Origin of the sequence: Streptomyces incarnatus, from assembly GCF_001027185.1 — a bacterium.
GTDB classification, from domain to species: domain Bacteria; phylum Actinomycetota; class Actinomycetes; order Streptomycetales; family Streptomycetaceae; genus Streptomyces; species Streptomyces puniciscabiei.
The window spans coordinates 6,262,155-6,283,707 of the sequence record NZ_CP011497.1; the positions used below are offsets into that span (position 1 = coordinate 6,262,155).

At 71.8% G+C, this 21,553-nt stretch carries 17 protein-coding genes; 13 read left to right on the forward strand and 4 right to left on the reverse strand.

All coding sequences use genetic code 11. From position 1 onward, the window contains the following. Positions 1–204 precede the first annotated feature (204 nt). Positions 205–588 carry a DUF3040 domain-containing protein gene (locus ABB07_RS28305; protein ID WP_208901359.1) on the forward strand — a complete coding sequence of 128 codons (384 nt, stop codon included), beginning with the start codon at positions 205–207 and terminating at the stop codon, positions 586–588. 101 nt (positions 589–689) lie between these two features. On the opposite strand, the gene ABB07_RS28310 is transcribed toward ABB07_RS28305, so the two are convergent. The 4 genes from ABB07_RS28310 to ABB07_RS28325 all read right to left on the reverse strand — a co-directional run bounded on the left by ABB07_RS28310 (position 690) and on the right by ABB07_RS28325 (position 6,269). Further along, a complete protein-coding gene (locus tag ABB07_RS28310; RefSeq protein WP_208901360.1) occupies positions 690–3,074 on the reverse strand; it encodes a transglutaminase TgpA family protein in 2,385 nt (794 codons plus the stop codon). Next, entirely contained in the window at positions 3,071–4,432 is a 1,362-nt protein-coding gene (locus tag ABB07_RS28315) for a DUF58 domain-containing protein (RefSeq protein WP_208901361.1), read from the reverse strand. The genes ABB07_RS28310 and ABB07_RS28315 overlap by 4 nt, the downstream gene beginning before the upstream one ends. Continuing rightward, positions 4,432–5,475, reverse strand: coding sequence for an AAA family ATPase (locus tag ABB07_RS28320; RefSeq protein WP_208901362.1), 1,044 nt, complete (start codon positions 5,473–5,475; stop codon positions 4,432–4,434). Before ABB07_RS28320 ends, ABB07_RS28315 begins: the two co-directional genes overlap by 1 nt. A gap of 245 nt (positions 5,476–5,720) precedes the next feature. Beyond that, positions 5,721–6,269 carry a beta-class carbonic anhydrase gene (locus ABB07_RS28325; protein WP_244189548.1) on the reverse strand — a complete coding sequence of 183 codons (549 nt, stop codon included), beginning with the start codon at positions 6,267–6,269 and terminating at the stop codon, positions 5,721–5,723. Between the two features lie 419 nt (positions 6,270–6,688). Here ABB07_RS28325 and rsmH point away from each other — a divergent pair, with 419 nt between their 5' ends. From rsmH to pgeF, 12 genes are all read left to right on the forward strand, one after another. Beyond that, entirely contained in the window at positions 6,689–7,645 is a 957-nt protein-coding gene (rsmH, locus tag ABB07_RS28330) for a 16S rRNA (cytosine(1402)-N(4))-methyltransferase RsmH (protein ID WP_208901364.1), read from the forward strand. A gap of 117 nt (positions 7,646–7,762) precedes the next feature. After that, positions 7,763–8,377 carry a cell division protein FtsL gene (ftsL, locus tag ABB07_RS28335; RefSeq protein WP_208901365.1) on the forward strand — a complete coding sequence of 205 codons (615 nt, stop codon included), beginning with the start codon at positions 7,763–7,765 and terminating at the stop codon, positions 8,375–8,377. 5 nt (positions 8,378–8,382) lie between these two features. Beyond that, the gene (locus tag ABB07_RS28340; protein WP_279617404.1) at positions 8,383–10,347 is read left to right on the forward strand and encodes a peptidoglycan D,D-transpeptidase FtsI family protein; all 1,965 of its coding nucleotides are present in this window, start codon (positions 8,383–8,385) and stop codon (positions 10,345–10,347) included. 163 nt (positions 10,348–10,510) lie between these two features. Beyond that, the gene (locus tag ABB07_RS28345; RefSeq protein ID WP_208901367.1) at positions 10,511–12,031 is read left to right on the forward strand and encodes a UDP-N-acetylmuramoyl-L-alanyl-D-glutamate--2,6-diaminopimelate ligase; all 1,521 of its coding nucleotides are present in this window, start codon (positions 10,511–10,513) and stop codon (positions 12,029–12,031) included. Between the two features lie 28 nt (positions 12,032–12,059). Continuing rightward, positions 12,060–13,475, forward strand: a complete 1,416-nt coding sequence (locus ABB07_RS28350; RefSeq protein ID WP_208901368.1) for a UDP-N-acetylmuramoyl-tripeptide--D-alanyl-D-alanine ligase — start codon at positions 12,060–12,062, stop codon at positions 13,473–13,475. Continuing rightward, entirely contained in the window at positions 13,472–14,545 is a 1,074-nt protein-coding gene (mraY, locus tag ABB07_RS28355; RefSeq protein WP_063797101.1) for a phospho-N-acetylmuramoyl-pentapeptide-transferase, read from the forward strand. The genes ABB07_RS28350 and mraY overlap by 4 nt, the downstream gene beginning before the upstream one ends. Next, entirely contained in the window at positions 14,527–15,969 is a 1,443-nt protein-coding gene (murD, locus tag ABB07_RS28360) for a UDP-N-acetylmuramoyl-L-alanine--D-glutamate ligase (protein ID WP_208901369.1), read from the forward strand. Before mraY ends, murD begins: the two co-directional genes overlap by 19 nt. An 85-nt stretch (positions 15,970–16,054) precedes the next feature. Beyond that, positions 16,055–17,416, forward strand: a complete 1,362-nt coding sequence (ftsW, locus tag ABB07_RS28365; RefSeq protein WP_208901370.1) for a putative lipid II flippase FtsW — start codon at positions 16,055–16,057, stop codon at positions 17,414–17,416. 6 nt (positions 17,417–17,422) lie between these two features. Next, positions 17,423–18,511, forward strand: a complete 1,089-nt coding sequence (murG, locus tag ABB07_RS28370; RefSeq protein WP_055707302.1) for an undecaprenyldiphospho-muramoylpentapeptide beta-N-acetylglucosaminyltransferase — start codon at positions 17,423–17,425, stop codon at positions 18,509–18,511. A 26-nt stretch (positions 18,512–18,537) separates the two neighbouring features. Further along, positions 18,538–19,332 (forward strand): cell division protein FtsQ/DivIB, encoded by a 795-nt coding sequence (locus ABB07_RS28375; protein WP_208901371.1) that lies wholly within the window; start codon positions 18,538–18,540, stop codon positions 19,330–19,332. A gap of 279 nt (positions 19,333–19,611) precedes the next feature. Further along, entirely contained in the window at positions 19,612–20,823 is a 1,212-nt protein-coding gene (gene ftsZ / locus ABB07_RS28380; protein ID WP_208901372.1) for a cell division protein FtsZ, read from the forward strand. Continuing rightward, positions 20,820–21,548 carry a peptidoglycan editing factor PgeF gene (gene pgeF, locus ABB07_RS28385; protein ID WP_208901373.1) on the forward strand — a complete coding sequence of 243 codons (729 nt, stop codon included), beginning with the start codon at positions 20,820–20,822 and terminating at the stop codon, positions 21,546–21,548. The genes ftsZ and pgeF overlap by 4 nt, the downstream gene beginning before the upstream one ends. Positions 21,549–21,553 lie beyond the last annotated feature (5 nt).

A 21,553-nucleotide genomic window follows, 5' to 3' on the forward strand; every position in this document is an offset into this window, starting at 1 on the left:
GGGTTTGCGCCGTATGATCGAGGTACACCACCCGGCATGACGGGTCGGCCGCTGGGGAATGGAAGCCTCAGCGAGCCGGGACGGCCATGACGGATTCCGGTTGGTCAATTGGCGTAGAGGGGCGGGTTTCACGGGGGCGATTCCCTGCCTATCCTGAAGGGACCCCCCGGGTCGCCCCGGCGACTGCACGATGAGGAGGACTCCGTGCCGCTCTCGGAGCACGAGCAGCGCATGCTCGAGCAGATGGAGCGAGCGCTGTACGCCGAAGATCCCAAGTTCGCGTCGGCGCTTGAGGGAAACGGGCTGCGGACGTACACCCGGCGGCGGGTCTACCAGGCGGTTGCAGGCTTCCTCATCGGTATCGCGCTCCTCATGACCGGAATGGTCATGCAGCTGATCTGGGTCAGTGTGGTGGGTTTCCTCGTCATGCTGGGCTGTGCCGTACTCGCCGTCACCGGCTGGCGCAAGGCGCCGAAGCCGGGCGAGCAGCCCGCGGGCGGCGTGCGTCGCCAGGCGCGGCCGAAGCGTTCCGTGATGGACCGGATCGAGGAGCGCTGGCAGCGCCGCCGGGACGGACACGGCCAGTAGCCGGCCGGAGATCTCCCCCGGCCTCCCCGGACTTTCCCGGGACGCCGGCAGACAACGTGTGAGGGGCGACCACCGCAGGTGGTCGCCCCTCGGTCATGCTCTCAGCCCTGCTGCTGCGACGGCCGGCGAAGGCCGGGCCGGGCCGTCGCCACCCTGGTCCTGAGTGCCGACCAGCGGGCCGACACCGCCCACAGCACCCGCACCGACGAGCGGGGCAGGAACAGTGCCCGCAGCCGGGTGCCGGTGCCCACCGTGCCACGCAGCCCCTCGACCACCCGGCGCACATCCGCAGCCGTACCCGCCGCCGGGCGCGGCCGAGGCGCGTACAGCACCTGCTCCACCGCGTCCGCGACCCGGTGCACCAGGGCACCGGTCGCCGGGTCCAGCCGCCCGAGCTCGACGATCCGGGCCGCCGCCCGGCGCGGGGTCAGCGACTCGTCCGGCGCGATGCCGTGGTCCCAGGCGCTGTCCGTCAACTCCTGCCAGGCCGCCAGCGTGTGCGCCGCCGCGCCCTGCTCGGTCCGGGCGTGCCCGCCGAGCCGCACCGAGCGCACCCGCAGCCGCCACAGCAGCGGCGACAGCGGAATCGTCAGGACCACCAGCGCGGCCAGACCGATCAGCAGATACCACCCCGGGCCCGGTCCACCGCCGCCGCTGTGCGGGGCCGCCGCGGCGGACGTGCTGCCGCAGTCCTGGAGCCTGTGCAGCTCGGGCGGGCAGCTCTGGCTGGGCGAGGCCTCCGCCGAGGGCGCCGTGGACGACTGGTGCGAGGGCAGGTCCTGGTCCGGCAGCGAGGTGCCGGGTGTGTCCGACTGGGTGTACGACGGAATGGTGCCGCGGGTCGGGGTGGGCTCGAAGCGGGTCCAGCCCACACCCTCGAAGTACAGCTCGGGCCAGGCGTGCGCGTCCTTCTGGTTCACCGCGACCGTGCCGTCGGTCTGCGGGGTGCCGGGCGCGAAGCCCACCGCGACCCGGGCCGGGATGCCCAGGGTGCGGGCCATCGCCGCCATGGCGAAGGAGAAATGGACGCAGAAGCCCTGCTTCTTCTTCAGGAAGTTCGCGATGGCGTCGGGGCCGCGGCCGACCTCGACCTGGGTGTCGTACTGGAAGCCGCCCGTGACCGCGAAGTAGTCCTGGAGCTTGACGGCCTCCTCGTAATGGCTGCGCGCGCCCGCCGTGATCTCCTTGGCGGTCCTGGCCACCACCTTCGGCAGCGCGGACGGCACCTTCGTGTACTCGCGCTTCAGGGCCGCCGGCGGCTCCGGCGCGGTGGCCAGCTGCTCGGCCGTCGGCTGCAGGGCGAGGCTGGTCACCTGGTAGGTCTCACCGCGCGTGGTCTGGCCGTGGTCGCCGACCAGGGTCATGCCGACCGGCTCGTAGCGCCAGCGGCCCGCGATCCGCACACCGCTCGGCGGGTACGGCATCGGCAGCCAGTCCTGGGCGTACCAGTCGGAGGCCGTGACCGTGGTCGTCACCGTGCCGCGCTTGACGCCGCCGTCGAGGCCGATGGGCGTGGGGAACCGGTCCGGTACGCCCACGATGTGCCGCTGGGCCGGTCTCCAGGTGGTGCCGTCGAAGTCGTCCAGGGAGACGATCCGCAGATACAGGTCCGAGAGGTCGTTCGTGCTGGTCTTCAGGGACAGCACCTGGCGGTCGTTGTTCGTGTTCAGGCTGTCGCGCAGCGACACCAGCGGGTTGACCGCGGAGATCGTGCCGCCGTCGCCGTTGCCCACCCCCACACCCGTGCCCGCGGCGTCCAGCAGGCCGCCCTGCATCGCGGGCAGGACGAGCGGCACCACCAGGGCTGCACCGAGCGCGACCGCGCCGATCCGGCGTCCGGTACGCACCGGAGCCACCGCGCCGCTCTCCGGTGCGCCCGGGGCACGGGGAGCGCCGCCGAAGACCCGGCCCCACTGCGCCAGCCGGTCCCGGCCCTCCGCGAGCAGCAGCATCAGATAGCCGGCCGCCGCCACCAGGAACCACAGCCAGTCGGCCCCGCCGTCGGACAGCCCGGCGGCCACCGAGTACAGCGCGAGCAGCGGCAGCCCGGCCGGGGCCGCGCTGCGGAAGGTCACCGCGAGCGTGTCCACCAGCAGGCCGATCAGCAGCACCCCGCCGATCAGCATCAGCCTGATGCCGTCGGTCAGCGGCGCGGGTATCGCGTACTCGCTGACGTCGTTCGAGCCCTGCTGGAACAGGTCGGCGAAGTGCCGGATGGCATCCGGGCCGGGGATCAGCCCGACGATCGCGTACTGCCGGGCGAAGAGCAGCGTCAGCAGCATCAGGGTGACCAGCGCCTGCGCCGCGACGGTCAGCGGCCGGCCCAGCGGCACCCGGCGGGCCGCCGCGCCCACCCCGGTCTGCACGGCCACCAGCGGCACCAGCTGCAGCAGCCAGGTCGGCGCGGCCACCAGGGGCAGCAGCGCGCAGGAGGCCATCAGCGTGGCCGCCGCCGCGCACAGCGCCAGGCGTGCCCGACCGCTCATCGCGTCGCCTCCCCGCCCACCGCGGCCAGGCCCGAGCGCTCCCGGTCCGCCTGCTGCCACAGCGCGTTCAGCGCGGCACCGCGCGGCACGCTCAGCGCCGTCCAGCCCGCTTCGCGCAGCATCCGCAGCCGCTCGGCGTGCCGGTCGCCCGGCCGGGGCACATCGGTCGCCTCCCGCACCCAGGTGTCCGGGTCCAGCACGAAGGCGACGGCACCGCCGCTGCGCCGGCTCATCTTGGCGACCGTCGCGGCCTGCTCCTCGTCCAGGTCGCCCAGGAAGGCGACCAGCAGCCCCTCGTTGCCGCCGCGCAGCACGTCGTACGCCCGGGACAGGCCCGTGCCGTCGGAGTGGTCGATCACCGCGAGGGTGTCCATCATCAGCCCGGCCGCCTCCGCCGTCTCCTGGCCGGTGCCCGCGAACCCGTCGGCGCCGTGGCCCGGCACCACGCTGCCGCTGTCGGTCAACAGCCGTACCGAGAAGCCGCGTTCGAGCATGTGCACCAGCACCGAGGCGGCGCCGGAGACGGCCCACTCGAAGGCCGAGTCGGGGCCCGCGCCCTCGTAGGCGCCGCCCCGGGTGTCCAGCAGCACGGTGCACCGCGAGCGCCGGGGCTGCTCCTCGCGCCGCACCATCAGCTCGCCGTAGCGTGCGGTGGACCGCCAGTGCACCCGGCGCAGATCGTCGCCGTGGCGGTAGCCGCGCGGGATCACGTCGTCCTCGCCGGCCAGGGCCAGCGAGCGCTGCCGCCCGTCGCCGTACCCCTTGGCCTCGCCGCTGAAGCGGACCGGGGCGAGCGGCTCCACGCGCGGGATCACCGTGAGGGTGTCGAACGCCGAGAAGGAACGGGTGAGTTCGCACATCCCGAAGGGGTCCGTCAGCCGCAGCTGCAGCGGGCCCAGAGGGTAGCGGCCGCGCAGGTCGGAGCGGACCCGGTAGGAGACCTCGCGGCGGCCGCCCGGCTCGACCCGGTCCAGCACGAACCGCGGGCGCGGCCCGAGGACGTACGGCACCCGGTCCTGGAGCATCAGCAGGCCGGTGGGCAGCCGGGAGACGTTGTCCATCCGCAGGTGCACCCGGGCCTCGCTGCCGGCCGGCACGCGGGCGGGGGAGAGCCGGCGGGTGCCCGCCACCCGGTAGCGCGTGCGGTACACCACGGTCGCGCAGATCAGCGGCAGTGCGGCCAGCAGCAGACCGACCCGCAGCAGATCGCTCTGGCCCAGCACGTAGGCGCAGATCGCCGCCGCGATCCCGGCCGCCAGGAAGGAGCGGCCGCGGGTGGTCAGACCCGCCAGGGCCGTACGGACACCGCCCGCGTCCCCGCGGTCGGCCTCCGCCTGCCCCGTCCCCCCGGCGCTCATCACAGTCCCCGCGGGGGCTGCTGGGGATACGCCGGAACGCCGCGGCCCAGCCCGCCGAAGCCCGGAGCCTGCTGTCCCGGAGCCGCGGGCACCGGGGTGTGCTGCAGGATCTCCTGCACGACCTGCTCGGCGGTACGGCGGTTCAGCTGGGCCTGGGCGGTGGGCAGCAGGCGGTGCGCGAGAACGGCGACGGCGAGCGCCTGGACGTCGTCCGGCAGCGCGTACTCCCGGCCGGCGAGGGCCGCGGACGCCTTCGCCGCGCGCAGCAGGTGCAGCGTGGCGCGCGGGGAGGCGCCGAGTCTGAGGTCGGGGTGGGTGCGGGTGGCGGCGACCAGCTCCACCGCGTAGCGCCGGACCGGCTCGGAGACGTGCACGGTGCGCACGGCCTCGATCAGCTTCACGATCTCGTGCGCGTGCGCCACCGGCTGCAGGTCCTCCAGCGGGCTCACGCCGCCGTGGATGTCGAGCATCTGCAGCTCGGCCTCCACGCTCGGGTAGCCGACGGAGACGCGGGCCATGAACCGGTCGCGCTGCGCCTCGGGCAGCGGGTAGGTGCCCTCCATCTCGACCGGGTTCTGCGTGGCCACCACCATGAAGGGGCTGGGCAGTTCGTACGTCTGCCCGTCGATGGTGACCTGCCGCTCCTCCATGGACTCCAGCAGCGCCGACTGGGTCTTGGGCGAGGCGCGGTTGATCTCGTCGCCGATCACGATCTGCGCGAAGATGGCGCCCGGCTTGAACTCGAAGTCCCGGCGCTGCTGGTCCCAGATGGACACACCGGTGATGTCCGAGGGCAGCAGGTCGGGCGTGAACTGGATGCGCCGCACCGAGCAGTCGATGGACCGCGCCAGCGCCTTGGCCAGCATCGTCTTGCCCACCCCGGGGACGTCCTCGATCAGCAGGTGGCCCTCGGCGAGCAGCACGGTCAGCGCGAGCCGTACGACCTCGGGCTTGCCCTCGATCACGCCCTCCACCGAACCGCGCACCCGCTCCACCGTGGCGGTCAGTTCAGTGAGGCTCGCTCGATCGTCATAGGTCGTCACCCGGCCCTCCTCGGCCCGTTCTTTCCGGGCCGACGCTGCGTGCGAAACCGGCCCACCCCGAAACACGGACACCACGCGGGAAAAGTTCCGCGTGACGCCACACCCGCATTCTTGCCGCCGTTACCGATTCGTGTCACTCGCCTGTGGACAACTGCCCGCACGATGTCGGTCTTACGTCTTTTTCGACCGCATTTTCGATACGGAGACGGCGGGATGCTTTCGGGGTGGCCGGCCGGTGAACCCGGTCAGGCCGGGTCGACCTCCCGCAGCGCACCGGTGCGCACGTCGAACACGAAGCCGCGCACGTCGTCGGTGTGCAGCAGGAACGGCGAGGTGCGCACGCGCTGCATCGACTGGCGCACGTCCTGGTCGACGTCCTTGAAGGCCTCCACCGCCCAGAGCGGCCGCTGGCCGACCTCCATCTCCAGGTCGTGCCGGAAGTCCTCGGTGATGGACTCCATGCCGCAGCCGGTGTGGTGGATGAGTACGACGCTGCGGGTGCCGAGCGCCCGCTGGCTGATGGTCAGGGAGCGGATCACGTCGTCGGTGACGACACCGCCCGCGTTGCGGATGGTGTGACAGTCGCCGAGCTGCAGGCCGAGCGCGGCGTGCAGGTCGAGACGGGCGTCCATGCACGCCACGACGGCGACCTTGAGCACGGGACGGGCGTCCATGCCCGGGTCGGCGAACTCGGCGGCGTACCGCTGGTTGGCCGCGACCAGGCGGTCCGTCACGGTGCCGCCATTCGTTATGGCGCCTTCGGATCCAGTGGGAACTGCTGCGGAAGTCGTCATACCCATGACGTTACTGGTCACCCCCGGTCCCGGCGCGCTGTGAGAGGGGACAAAGAACGTCATCGCGGCTTGTTGTGAGCTACCCCATAGGGAGGGCAAACCAGTTCCGGACGGGTGAATCCCGCCGAATCGCGGCTCCCGCGGCGCCGGGACGGGCGACGCGCAGGCCGGTTGATTGACCGCGAGACAGGGTGGACTAAAGTGACGCGAAGCGGGAGACGTGGCTCTCCCTGCTGGTGAAACCCCCGGAGACCCCGGCTCACCCCGGACCGTCTCCCCACGTGCGCGGCGCGTACGTACGGCTCGGCCTCCTCCCGCTCCCGGTCCGGCTGACGCTTCCGGCGCCGGCAGGCCTTTCCTGCACGAGCTGGCGGGGACCCGGCGGTGCGTGCGGGCCCGCCGGAAGATGAGAGGCCCCCTTGAGCCAGAGTCGACACGTCCCGGTGATGCTCCAGCGGTGCCTGGACCTGCTGGCGCCCGCCCTGGAGCGCCCGGGAGCGGTGGTCGTCGACTGCACCCTGGGCCTCGGCGGGCACAGCGAGGCGCTGCTGACCCGGTTCCCCGAGGCGCGGCTGATCGGCCTCGACCGGGACAAGGAGGCGCTGCGCCTGTCGGGCGAGCGGCTCGCGCCCCACGGCGAGCGCGCCACCCTCGTGCACGCCGTCTACGACGAGCTGCCCGACGTACTGCGAAGGCTGGGCATCGCGCGCGTGCAGGGCGTCCTGTTCGACCTCGGAGTCTCCTCCATGCAGCTGGACGAGGCCGACCGCGGCTTCGCCTACGCGCAGGACGCGCCGCTGGACATGCGGATGGACCAGACGACCGGCATCAGCGCCGCCGAGGTCCTCAACACCTACCCGGCCGGCGAACTCGTGCGGATCCTGCGCGCGTACGGCGAGGAGAAGCAGGCCAAGCGGATCGTGGCCGCGATCGTGCGGGAGCGGGAGAAGGAGCCGTTCAGCAACAGCGCGCGGCTGGTCGAGCTGATCCGGGACGCGCTTCCGCAGGCCGCCAAGCGCACCGGCGGCAATCCCGCCAAGCGCACCTTCCAGGCGCTGCGCATCGAGGTCAACGGCGAACTGTCCGTCCTGGAGCGGGCGATCCCGGCGGCGGTGAAGGCCCTGGACGTGGGCGGCCGCATCGCCGTGCTGTCGTACCACTCGCTCGAAGACCGGCTGGTCAAGCAGGTGTTCGCGGCCGGTGCCGCGTCCACCGCGCCGCCCGGCCTGCCGGTCGTTCCGGAGCGCTACCAGCCCCGGCTCAAGCTGCTCACCCGGGGTGCCGAACTTCCCACCGAGGAAGAGGTCGCCGAGAACCGCCGGGCCGCACCCGCCAGGCTGCGCGGCGCCGAACGCATCAGGGAGGACGCCGAGTGACCGAGACGGGTCGGTTGGATTCCCGAACTCACCCGGGGGCTCACGGGAGCACCGGGGAGAGTCCCAGGGCGCACCAGGGCCGCTCCGAGGGCTCCCGAACCGACCGCCGGGGGGACAGTGAGTAGGAAACCCGAACTGAAGGGGCGGGCCGCGCGGCTCGCCCGGCTCTTCCCGGCCGGCCGCGCCCGGGCGGCCCGCACCCCGTTCGTCCTGCTCGTCGTCCTGCTGCTCGGCGGCGGCCTCATCGGACTGCTGGTGCTCAACTCGGCGCTCAGCGAAGGCTCGTTCAAACTCGCCGACCTGCAGAAGCAGACGAAGAACCTCACCGACGAGGAACAGGCCCTCCAGCGGGACATCGACGCCTACTCCGCCCCCGACGCCCTGCAGCGCCGCGCCCGCCAGCTCGGCATGGTCCCCGGCGGCGACCCGGCCTTCCTCGGCCCCGACGGCAAGGTCAAGGGCGCCCCGAGCGCCGCCCCCGAGTCCGCCGCCTTCACCGACCCGGTCGCCCCCGACTCCCCGACCCCGATCGCGGCGGCCTCCGTGCCCACGGCCACCGCCACGACGCCGACCCCGGCCACGCCCACCACCCCGGCCCCGGTCACCCCCTCCGCCGCGGCACCGGCCCCGGGACAGCCCCAGTCCGCCCCCGCCGTCTCCACCCCCGACGCGGCCATCCCTCCACCCCCCTCCCTCTCCCAGCCCATTCCCACCCCGACCCCCGGCAGGTGACGGAAGTGTCCGACAGGGAACCGCCGCGGCGTCGTGTGCCCGGACCGGCCAGGGCGCCGCGGCCGAGGAGTGCCGTGCGGCGGCAGCCCGGGCCCGGTGCGCGTCCGGTGCGGCGGCCGAGCAACACCCGGCCGCCGGGCCAGCGCCCCCTCCGGCTCGGCAGCCCGCGGCCCCGGCTGCGCCTGGTCAGCCTCACACTGACCCTGGTCATGATCGCCTTCGTGGTACGGCTGCTCCAGGTGCAGGCCGTGGACGCCAGCGCCTACGCCGCGCGCGCCGAGCAGAACCGGTACGTGGTGCACACGCTGGCCGCCGAGCGCGGCGGGATCACCGACCGCACCGGCGTGGCCCTCGCCATCAGCGAGGACGCGTACGACATCACGGCCGACCCGACGATGTTCAGCAGGAAGCAGCTGAAGATCGGCGACGGCCCGGAGCGGGCCGCCGCGCTGCTCTCGCCGATCCTCGGGCAGAGCCAGGCCGAGATCGTGAAGAAGTTGCGGCCCGCGAACAGGAACTCCCGGTACGCCCGGCTCGCCACCCGGCAGACCCCGCAGGTCTGGAAGCAGATCAGGGACCTGAAGAACGCGCTCGCCAAGAAGGCGGAGACGGACGGCGGCACCGTCAACGTGCTCGCCGGCGTCTTCGCCGACCCCAGCAGCCAGCGGGTGTACCCCAACGGCGACCTCGCCGCCGGGATACTGGGCTGGGTCAACGCCGACGGCCAGGGCGGCGGCGGCATCGAGCAGGAGCTGAACAAGGTGCTGTCCGGCAAGGACGGCAAGATCCGTTACGCCCAGTCCGGAGGGCGCGAGGTGCCCACGGCGGGATCGACCCAGACGCCCGCCGTGCCCGGTTCCGACGTCGAGCTGACCATCGACCGCGACATCCAGTGGGCCGCGCAGAACGCCATCACCGAGCAGGTGAGGAAGTCCAGGGCCGACCGCGGCTACGTCGTCGTCCAGGACACCCGCACCGGGCAGATCCTCGCCATGGCCAACGCGCCGGGTTTTGACCCCAACGACCTGTCGAAGGCCGACGGCGCGGCCCTGGGCAACGCCGCCGTCCAGGACGCCTACGAGCCCGGCTCCACCGCCAAGGTGATGTCCATGGCGGCCGTGCTGGAGGAGAACGCGGCCACCCCGCTCACCCATGTCGTCGTACCGAACCGGCTGCACCGCGGCGACCGGCTCTTCGCCGACGACGTCGACCACGGCACCTGGTACCTCACGCTGAACGGCGTCCTCGCCAAGTCCAGCAACATCGGGACCATCCTGGCCACCGGCCAGCTCGGCAAAACCCAGGCCCAGGCCAACAAGGTCCTCTACTCGTACCTGCGCAGGTTCGGCATCGGCGGCTACAGCGGACTCGGCTTCCCGGGCGAGACCCCGGGCATCCTCGCGCCGTACCAGAAGTGGTCCACCTCGCAGCAGTACACGATTCCTTTCGGCCAGGGTTTCTCCATCAACGCCGTCCAGGCCGCCTCCGTCTACTCGACCATCGCCAACGGCGGGGTCCGGATCCAGCCGACCCTGGTGCGCGGCACCAAGGGCGCCGACGGCCGCTTCACCCCGGCGCCCAAGCCGAAGCAGACCCGCGTGGTCAGCGAGAAGACGGCCAGGACGCTCGCCCGGATGCTGGAGTCCGTCGTGGACGACGAGCAGGGCACCGGCGTCAAGGCCCGCATCCCCGGCTACAACGTCGCCGGCAAGACCGGCACGGCCAACCGCGTGGATCCGGCCACCGGCAGGTACCGCGGCTACACCTCGTCGTTCGCCGGTTTCGCGCCCGCCGACAACCCCCGCATCACCGTCTACTGCGCCATCCAGAACGCCACCGCCGGCAGCTACTTCGGTGGCCAGATCTGCGGTCCCATCTACAAGCAGGTGATGGAGTTCGCCCTGAAGACCCTCCAGGTCCCGCCGACCGGTGCGCCGGCCGCGAACCTGCCCGTCGACTACAAGCCCTGATCAGCACCGGAACACCAGGAACCGACTCGTGACGACGATCACTCCCGACGCCGGGAACCAAGGGGCCGAGAACCCCTCACTTCGCTCCGGAGCGGGTACGCCCGGTACGCTCACCGCCGTGCCACACGCTGATCAGTCCCAAACCACCCAGAAGGGCGCTTCCGTGACATACCCGGGACCGCCGCGACCGGTTCAGGTCTCCGCCACACCCCTCGCGGAACTGGCCGATCAGCTGGGTGCCGCCGCTCCGGACGCCGCCGCCGAGGTCACGGGCATCACCCATGACTCGCGCGCCGTCCGCCCCGGCGACCTGTATGCCGCCCTCCCGGGCGCCCGCCTGCACGGCGCCGACTTCGCCACCCAGGCCGCCGGCCTCGGCGCGGTCGCCGTGCTCACCGACCCGGCCGGTGCCGAGCGCGCCGCCGCGACCGGACTGCCGGTCCTGGTCGTCGACGACCCGCGCGGGCGGATGGGCGAGCTGGCGGCGACGATCTACGGCCGCCCCGGCCGCGACCTGCTCCAGATCGGCATCACCGGCACCTCCGGCAAGACCACCACCGCCTACCTGGTCGAGGGCGGCCTCCGGACCGCGAAGTCCACCGGACTCGTCGGCACGGTCGAGATGCGCATCGGCGACGAGCGCATCAAGTCCGAGCGCACCACCCCGGAAGCCACCGACCTCCAGGCCCTGTTCGCCGTCATGCGCGAGCGCGGCGTCGAGGCGGTCGCCATGGAGGTCTCCAGCCATGCCCTGGTCCTCGGCCGGGTCGACGGCTGTGTCTTCGACATCGCCGTGTTCACCAACCTCAGCCCGGAACACATGGAGTTCCACTCCGACATGGAGGACTACTTCCGGGCCAAGGCGCGGCTGTTCACGCCCGAGCGCAGCAGGCTCGGCGTGATCAACGCCGACGACGAGTACGGCCGCAGGCTGGCGGAGGAGGCCACGGTCCCCGTCATCACCTTCTCCGCCGAGGGCCACCCCGACGCCGACTGGCGCGCCGAGGACGTCCAGGTCGGCCCCATGGACTCGGCGTTCACCGTCGTCGGCCCGCGCGGTGAGCGCGTCCACGCCAGGTCGCCGATCGCCGGCCCCTTCAACGTGGCGAACACCCTCGCCGCCGTCGTCGCCCTCGCCGCCGCCGGTCTCGACCCGCAGACCGCCGCCGACGGCATCGCCGCCGTGCCGGGCGTCCCGGGCCGCCTGGAGCGCGTGGACGCCGGGCAGCCCTATCTCGCGGTCGTCGACTACGCCCACAAGACCGACGCCGTGGAGTCCGTGCTCAAGGCGCTGCGCAAGGTCACCAAGGGCCGCCTGCACGTGGTGCTCGGCTGCGGCGGCGACCGCGACCGGACCAAGCGGGCGCCGATGGGCGCCGCCGCGGCACGGCTCGCCGACACGGCCGTACTGACCTCCGACAACCCCCGCTCCGAGGACCCCCTGGCGATCCTCGCGACCATGCTCCAGGGCGCCGCCTCCGTGCCCGCGCACGAGCGCGGCGAGGTGCTCCTGTTCGAGGACCGGGCCGCCGCGATCGCCGCCGCCGTGGGCCGCGCCCGGGCCGGCGACACCGTGCTGGTCGCGGGCAAGGGCCACGAGCAGGGCCAGGACATCGCCGGCGTGGTCCGTCCCTTCGACGACCGCCAGGTGCTCCGCGAAGCCATCCAGAAAACCCAGGGATGAAAATCCAGAAGATCCAGGGGATGAACTTGTGATCGCCCTCTCCCTCGCCGAGATCGCAGCAGTCGTCGGCGGGCAGACGCACGACATACCGGATCCGTCCGTGGCCGTCACCGGACCGGTCGTCCGGGACTCCCGCGAGGTGGTGCCCGGCAGCCTGTTCGCCGCGTTCGTCGGCGAGCGCGTGGACGGCCACGACTACGCACCGCAGGTGATCGGGGCGGGCGCGGTCGCCGTACTGGCGTCCCGCCCGGTCGGCGTGCCCGCGATCGTCGTCGACGACGTCCAGACCGCCCTCGGCGCGCTCGCCCGGCACGTCGTACGCCGGCTCGGCGCGACCCTCGTCGCCCTGACCGGCTCGGCGGGCAAGACCAGCACCAAGGACCTGATCGCGCAGGTGCTCCAGCGCAAGGCGCCGACGGTGTTCACGCCCGGCTCGCTCAACAACGAGATCGGGCTGCCGCTCACCGCCCTCACCGCCACCGAGGAGACGCAGTTCCTCGTGCTGGAGATGGGCGCCCGCGGTATCGGGCACATCCGGTACCTCACCGGCCTCACGCCGCCCAGGATCGGCCTGGTCCTCAACGTCGGCACCGCCCACATCGGGGAGTTCGGCGGCCGGGAGCAGATCGCCCAGGCCAAGGGCGAACTCGTGGAGGCGCTTCCGGCGGCGGACGAGGGCGGCGCCGCGATCCTCAACGCCGACGATCCGCTGGTCCGCGCCATGGCGTCGCGTACCAAGGCGAAGGTGGTCCTTTTCGGAGAGTCGGCCGAAGCGGACGTACGCGCCGAGAACGTGCGACTCACGGACAGCGGACAGCCGTCCTTCAGGCTTCTCACACCCTCCGGTGCATGCGATGTGACCATGCGCCTGTACGGTGAGCACCACGTGTCGAACGCGCTCGCCGCGGCCGCCGTCGCCCATGAGCTGGGCATGTCCGCGGAAGAGATCGCCACCGCGCTCTCCGAGGCGGGCTCCCTCTCCCGCTGGCGCATGGAGGTCACCGAGCGCCCGGACGGCGTGACCATCGTCAACGACGCCTACAACGCCAACCCCGAGTCCATGCGGGCCGCCCTTCGGGCGCTCGCGGCCATGGGCAAGGGGCGCCGCACGTGGGCGGTGCTCGGCAAGATGGCCGAGCTGGGGGACGAGGCGCTCGCCGAGCACGACGCCGTCGGACGGCTCGCCGTCCGGCTCAACGTCAGCAAGCTCGTCGCCGTCGGGGGGATTGAGGCCTCCTGGCTGCAACTGGGCGCATATAACGAGGGTTCGTGGGGTGAGGAGTCGGTGCACGTGTCCGACGCACAGGCGGCGATCGACCTGTTGCGCAGCGAGTTGCGCCCGGGGGACGTCGTGCTCGTGAAGGCGTCCCGTTCGGTGGGTCTGGAGAGCGTTGCCCAGGCGCTCGTCGAGACCGGTGCCGAGGGCGAGGTTGCCACCCGATGATGAAGCAGATCCTGTTCTCAGGAGTCATTGGCCTCTTCCTGACGCTGATCGGCACCCCGCTGCTGATCAAGCTCCTCGCCCGCAAGGGCTACGGCCAGTACATCCGCGACGACGGTCCGCGCGAGCACGCCAGCAAGCGCGGTACGCCGACGATGGGCGGTATCGCCTTCATCCTGGCGACGATCGCGGCGTACTTCCTGAGCAAGCTCATCACCGGTTACCCGCCCACCTACTCCGGGCTGCTGGTCCTCGGCCTGATGTTCGGCATGGGCCTGGTCGGCTTCCTCGACGACTACATCAAGATCGTCAAGCGGCGTTCGCTGGGCCTGCGGGCCAAGGCGAAGATGGCCGGCCAGCTGATCGTCGGCATCGCCTTCGCGGTGCTGTCCCTGATGTTCGCCGACGCCCGCGGCAACACCCCGGCCTCCACCAAGCTGTCCTTCATCACCGACTTCGGCTGGACGATCGGCCCGGTGCTGTTCGTCGTCTGGGCGCTGTTCATGATCCTCGCGATGTCGAACGGCGTGAACCTCACCGACGGTCTGGACGGCCTGGCCACCGGCGCCTCCGTGCTGGTCTTCGGCGCCTACACGTTCATCGGGGTGTGGCAGTTCCAGGAGTCCTGCGCCAACGCGCAGACCCTGACCAACCCGGCCGCCTGCTACGAGGTGCGCGACCCGCTCGACCTCGCGGTGATCGCCTCCGCGCTGATGGGCGCCTGCCTGGGCTTCCTGTGGTGGAACACCTCGCCGGCGAAGATCTTCATGGGTGACACCGGTTCGCTCGCGCTCGGCGGTGTCCTCACCGGTCTGGCCATCCTCTCCCGCACCGAGCTGCTGCTGGCCATCATGGGCGGCCTGTTCGTGCTCATCACCATGTCGGTCGTCATCCAGGTCGGCTCCTTCCGGCTCACCGGAAAGCGCGTCTTCCGGATGGCGCCACTCCAGCACCACTTCGAACTCAAGGGCTGGTCCGAGGTCCTGGTGGTGGTCCGATTCTGGATCATCCAGGGCATCTGTGTGATTGTCGGACTGGGCCTCTTCTATGCAGGATGGGCAGCGGACAAGTGACCTCCACCTCGGAGCTCTACGACTTCCAGGGCAAGCACGTCACCGTCGCCGGGCTCGGCGTCTCCGGCGTCCCGGCGGCCAAGGTGCTGCACGCGCGCGGGGCGGTCGTCACGGTCGTCAACGACGGCGACGACGCACGCGCGCGTGAGCAGGCCGCGGAGCTGGAGGCGCTCGGCATCACCGTGCGGCTCGGCGACGGCGCAACCCTGCCGGAGGGCACCGAGCTGATCGTCACCGCGCCCGGCTGGAAGCCGGACAAGCCGCTGTTCCGGGCGGCCGGGAAGGCGGGCGTGCCGGTCTGGGGCGACGTCGAGCTGGCCTGGCGCCTGCGCGGCCCCGACGCGGCGCCCTGGCTGGCCGTCACGGGCACCAACGGCAAGACCACGACCGTGCAGATGCTCGCGTCCATCCTGAGGGCCGCGGGCCTGCGCACGGCCGCCGTCGGCAACATCGGCGTCTCCCTGCTGGACGCGGTCCTCGGCGAGGAGACCTACGACGTCCTCGCCGTCGAGCTGTCCAGCTACCAGCTGCACTGGGCGCCCTCGCTGCGGGCGCACTCGGCCGCGGTCCTCAACCTCGCGCCCGACCACCTGGACTGGCACGGCTCCATGGAGGCCTACGCGCGCGACAAGGGCCGTGTCTACGAAGGCAATCGGGTCGCCTGCGTCTACAACGTCGAGGACAAGGCGACCGAGGACCTGGTCCGCGAGGCCGACGTGGAGGAGGGCTGCCGGGCCATCGGCTTCACCCTCGGCGCCCCCGCGCCCTCCCAACTCGGCGTGGTGGACGGCATCCTGGTCGACCGCGCCTTCGTCGAGAACCGGCAGAAGAACGCCCAGGAGCTCGCCGAGGTCTCCGACGTCAACCCGCCGGCCCCGCACAACATCGCCAACGCCCTTGCCGCGGCGGCCCTCGCGCGCGCCTTCGGGGTGCCCGCCAAGGCCGTACGCGACGGTCTGAGGGCCTTCCGCCCGGACGCGCACCGCATCGCGCACGTCGCCGACCTCGACGGGGTGGCGTACGTGGACGACTCCAAGGCGACCAACACCCATGCCACGGAAGCCTCGTTGGCGTCATATGAGTCGATTGTATGGATTGCGGGCGGTCTGGCGAAGGGCGCGACCTTCGACGAACTGGTCGCCAAGTCGGCGAAGCGACTTCGCGGTGCCGTCCTCATCGGCGCCGACCGGGCGCTGATCCGCGACGCCCTCGCGCGACACGCGCCGGAAGTACCCGTGGTGGACCTCGACCGGACCGACACTGGGGCGATGCTCCAGGCGGTGACGGAAGCGAAGCGGCTGGCTCGGCCCGGTGACACGGTGCTGCTGGCCCCGGCCTGCGCCTCCATGGACATGTTCACCAACTACAACCAGCGCGGTGACGCGTTCGCGGCGGCGGTCCGCGAACTCGAAGCGGGCGCCTGACCGCGGGTCTCGGCCACACAGGGTGCTTCGGGACCCTTGGAGGAACGGGAGACTCGGATGTGGCTGAGGTCGGGAGGAGCCGGTGATGTCCGGTAGCCGTACAGGTCGTCCTCCGGTTCAGGGGGCCGCCAAGCGGCCCCCCGCGCAGCGCCTTCCGCGGGAGAGCCCCGTCCAACGGGCCTGCACCCGCGCGCGCAAGGCCTGGGACCGGCCGCTCACCGCCTACTACCTGATCCTCGGCGGCAGTGTGCTGATCATCGTGCTGGGTCTGGTGATGGTCTACTCGGCCTCCCAGATCACCGCGCTGCAGATGTCGCTGCCCGGGTCGTACTTCTTCCGCAAGCAGCTGCTGGCCGCCGTGATCGGCGGGCTGCTGCTGTTCGCGGCCTCCCGTATGCCGGTGAAACTGCACCGGGCGCTCGCCTACCCGATCCTCGCCGGCGCCGTCTTCCTGATGGCCCTGGTGCAGGTGCCCGGGATAGGGATGGCGGTCAACGGCAACCAGAACTGGATCTCCCTCGGCGGCTCCTTCCAGATCCAGCCCAGCGAGTTCGGCAAGCTCGCCCTGGTGCTGTGGGGCGCGGACCTGATCGCGCGCAAGCAGGAGAAGCGGCTGCTGACCCAGTGGAAGCACATGCTGGTGCCGCTGGTGCCGGTCGCCTTCCTGCTGCTCGGGCTGATCATGCTCGGCGGCGACATGGGCACCGCGATCATCCTCACGGCCATCCTGTTCGGCCTGCTGTGGCTGGCGGGGGCGCCCACCCGGTTGTTCGCCGGGGTGCTGACGATCGCGACCCTGATCGGCGGCGTCCTCATCAAGACCAGCCCCAACCGGATGGCCCGGCTCGCCTGCATCGGCGCCACCGAGCCCAAGGCGGGGGTCGCCGACTGCTGGCAGGCCGTGCACGGGATCTACGCCCTCGCCTCCGGCGGACTCTTCGGATCCGGTCTCGGTGCGAGTGTGGAAAAATGGGGCCAACTGCCCGAAGCTCACACCGACTTCATCTTCGCCGTCACCGGTGAGGAACTGGGCCTGGCAGGGACGCTGTCCGTGCTCGCCCTGTTCGCGGCTCTAGGCTATGCGGGTATCCGCGTGGCCGGACGCACGGAGGACCCCTTCGTGAGGTACGCCGCGGGAGGCGTGACCACCTGGATCACCGCCCAGGCGGTGGTCAACATCGGTGCGGTGCTCGGGCTGCTGCCGATCGCCGGCGTCCCCCTCCCGCTGTTCTCCTACGGAGGGTCCGCCCTGCTGCCGACCATGTTCGCCATCGGGCTGCTGATCGCCTTCGCGCGCGACGAGCCCGCTGCGCGGGCGGCCCTTGCCATGCGGCAACCTCGCTTTGGTAGAAAGCGGGCGGGAGGCTCCGGCGGTGAGCGGGGGCCTCGGAGATGGAACACGATGCGACGGCGTGCCTCGGCGGCGCGCTCGTCCGGAGAGCGGTGAATTTCGGTGCATGTCGTACTCGCCGGTGGGGGGACCGCCGGCCACATCGAGCCCGCGCTCGCCCTCGCGGACGCCCTGCGCAGGCAGGACCCGACCGTGGGGATCACGGCCCTGGGCACGGAGCGCGGCCTGGAGACCCGGCTCGTCCCGGAGCGCGGCTACGAACTGGCGCTGATCCCGGCGGTGCCGCTGCCCCGTAAGCCCACCCCCGAGCTGATCACCGTCCCGGGCCGGCTGCGCGGCACCATCAAGGCCGCCGAGCAGATCCTGGAGCGCACCAAGGCGGACGTGGTGGTCGGTTTCGGCGGCTATGTCGCCCTGCCCGGCTATCTGGCCGCGAAGCGCCTCGGGGTGCCCATCGTGATCCACGAGGCCAACGCCCGCCCCGGCCTGGCCAACAAGATCGGCTCACGGTACGCGGCCCGGGTCGCCGTCTCCACGCCCGACAGCAAGCTGCGCGACGCCCGCTACATCGGCATCCCGCTGCGCCGCTCCATCGCCACCCTGGACCGCGCCGCGGCCCGCCCCGAGGCCCGCCACCGCTTCGGCCTCGACCCGAACCTGCCCACGCTGCTCGTCTCCGGCGGCTCCCAGGGCGCCCGGCGCCTCAACGAGGTCGTCCAGCAGGTCGCCCCCTGGCTCCAGCAGGCCGGCATCCAGATCCTGCACGCGGTCGGCCCGAAGAACGAACTGCCGCAGGTGCACCAGATGCCGGGAATGCCCCCCTATATCCCGGTAAGTTACCTGGACCGGATGGACCTCGCGTACGCCGCGGCCGACATGATGCTGTGCCGCGCGGGCGCGATGACCGTCGCCGAACTCTCCGCCGTCGGGCTCCCGGCCGCCTACGTCCCGCTGCCCATCGGCAACGGTGAACAGCGGCTCAACGCCCAGCCGGTGGTGAAGGCCGGCGGCGGACTCCTCGTCGACGACGCGGAACTCACGCCCGAGTGGGTGCAGCAGAACGTCCTGCCCGTGCTCGCCGATCCGCACCGGCTGTACGAGATGTCCCGCGCGGCAAGTGAGTTCGGCCGCCGGGACGCCGACGAGCTGCTCGTCGGCATGGTGTACGAGGCGATCGCCTCGCGCCGTTAGGACCGTATGACGAAAGGGCAGTGAGGGTGGCCGGACCGACTACCGCCGAGCGCGGTGAACGCCAGCAGGAGTCGTCCGGCCCGCCGCTCGCCCGCCGGCTCAGAAGACTGCGCCTTCGTACGATCGTCATCCTGGCGGTCCTCCTGCTGCTCCTCGGAGCCGGTGGCACCTGGGTGTTGTACGGCTCGAGCTGGCTGCGCGTCCGGCACGTCTCCGTGTCCGGCACGCTCGTGCTGAGCCCGGCCGAGGTGCTCGACGCGGCGGACGTGCCGGTCGGGGCGCCGATGATTTCCGTCGACACCGAGGGCATCGAAGCCCGACTTCGCCGGAAATTGCCCCGGATTGACACCGTTGATGTGGTCCGTTCCTGGCCCCAGGGAATCGGTCTGAAAGTGACCGAGCGCACTCCGGTCCTGCTTCTCCGAAAGAGCGGCGACTTCGTCGAAGTCGACCACGAAGGTGTCCGATTCGCCACGGTTTCACAGGCACCGAAAGGCGTTCCGGCGCTGGAATTGTCCGTTTCCCGCACGGGCTCCGGCGCGGCGAGCTTCCGCCGCTTCGGCACCGACCGGCTGGTGCGTGAGGCGGTCCGGGTCGCGGGCGCTCTGCCGGCCGCCGTGGCGGGGCAGACCCGGACCGTCCAAGTCCGTTCCTACGACGACATCTCGCTGGAGTTGGCCGGCGGCCGCACGGTGGCGTGGGGCAGCAGCGAGAACGGCCGCGCCAAGGCACGGACCCTCGCAGCTCTCATGAAAGCAGCTCCCGGCGCGCGGCACTTCGATGTCAGCGTTCCCACCGCCCCTGCGTCATCGGGGAGTTGACGCACATCAGCGCAGGCCAGCACCCTGGTTGGGCACTGCTACGGCTGATCACATAGGGTGAAAAGAAAAACGGGAGGTTCGGCGTGTTCGTTGAACGGGCGCCACTTGTCGACTTAGTGTCCTGTTCAGAAGACTCCAGGGAACACACACACTGGTAACCCTAAACTTCAGGGTTAGGGTTCGGGTCGGCGCTACGGACCGTCCCATTCGGCATCCGTCGTCCCGGCGCGGGGCACCGCCCGGCGGCGACAACGTAATTCGAGGCGAGAGGCCTTCGACGTGGCAGCACCGCAGAACTACCTCGCAGTCATCAAGGTCATCGGTGTCGGCGGCGGTGGTGTCAATGCCATCAACCGGATGATCGAGGTCGGTCTCAAGGGCGTCGAGTTCATCGCCATCAACACCGACGCACAGGCGCTGTTGATGAGCGACGCCGACGTCAAACTGGACGTCGGCCGCGAACTCACCCGCGGACTCGGCGCCGGAGCCAACCCGGCCGTCGGCCGCAAGGCCGCCGAGGACCACCGCGAGGAGATCGAGGAGGTCCTCAAGGGGGCCGACATGGTCTTCGTGACGGCCGGTGAAGGCGGCGGCACCGGCACCGGCGGCGCGCCCGTCGTGGCCAACATCGCGCGCTCCCTCGGTGCCCTCACCATCGGCGTGGTCACGCGCCCGTTCACCTTCGAGGGGCGGCGCCGCGCGAACCAGGCCGAGGACGGCATCGCCGAACTGCGCGAAGAGGTCGACACCCTCATCGTCATCCCCAACGACCGGCTGCTGTCCATCTCGGACCGCCAGGTCTCGGTCCTGGACGCCTTCAAGTCCGCCGACCAGGTCCTGCTCTCCGGTGTCCAGGGCATCACCGACCTCATCACCACGCCCGGTCTGATCAACCTCGACTTCGCCGACGTGAAGTCGGTCATGTCCGAGGCCGGTTCGGCCCTCATGGGCATCGGCTCGGCCCGCGGCGACGACCGCGCGGTGGCCGCCGCCGAGATGGCGATCTCCTCGCCGCTGCTGGAGGCGTCCATCGACGGCGCCCGGGGCGTGCTGCTCTCCATCTCCGGCGGCTCCGACCTCGGCCTGTTCGAGATCAACGAGGCCGCCCAGCTGGTGAGCGAGGCCGCCCACCCCGAGGCCAACATCATCTTCGGCGCGGTCATCGACGACGCCCTCGGCGACGAGGTGCGGGTCACCGTGATCGCGGCCGGCTTCGACGGCGGCCAGCCTCCGGCCCGCCGGGACAACGTCCTCGGCTCGGCCTCGACTTCGACGGGCGCCCGGCGCGAGGACCCCGTCCCGGCCCGGTCGAGCGAGCCCAGCCGCCCGTCCTTCGGCTCGCTGGGCAGCGTCAAGCCCAAGGAGGAGCCGGAGCCGGCGCCCGAGCCGGTGGCCGACATCCCGGCCCCCCCGCCGGTGACGCCGGCGCCCCGCCCCTCCTACGCGGACAGCGCGGCCGAGGAGCTGGACGTCCCGGACTTCCTCAAGTGATAGGAGAGCGCGAGAGCGTGAGCGGCGCGCACTTCGCCTTCACCGACCGGTGGGGCGGGGTGAGCGCCGCTCCGTATGAGGAGCTGAACCTCGGCGGCGCGGTCGGCGACGAACCGGAGGCCGTGCGGACCAACCGGGACATCGCCGCCAAGTCGCTCGGCCTCGACCCAGGCCGGGTCGTCTGGATGAACCAGGTGCACGGCGCCGATGTGGCCGTCGTGGACGAGCCCTGGGCAGACCGCCCGGTGCCGGAGGTCGACGCGATCGTCACCGCCCGCCGCGGACTCGCCCTCGCCGTCCTCACCGCCGACTGCGTCCCGGTGCTGCTGGCCGATCCCGTCGCCGGGGTCGTCGCCGCGGTCCACGCGGGCCGGCCCGGCATGGTCAGGGGCGTCGTCCCGGCCGCCGTACGGGCCATGGGCGAACTCGGCGCCGAGCCGGGCCGGATCGTCGCCCGCACCGGACCGGCCGTCTGCGGGCGGTGCTACGAGGTGCCGGAGGCGATGCGCGCCGAGGTGGCGGCTGTCGAACCGGCGGCGCACGCCGAGACGAGCTGGGGTACGCCGGCGGTCGACGTGAGCGCCGGGGTGCACGCGCAGCTCGACCGGCTCGGGGTGCGCGACCGGGCGCAGTCGCCGGAGTGCACGCTGGAGTCGGGCGACCACTTCTCGTACCGCCGTGACCGCACCACCGGGCGGCTCGCGGGCTATGTGTGGCTGGACTGATGGGG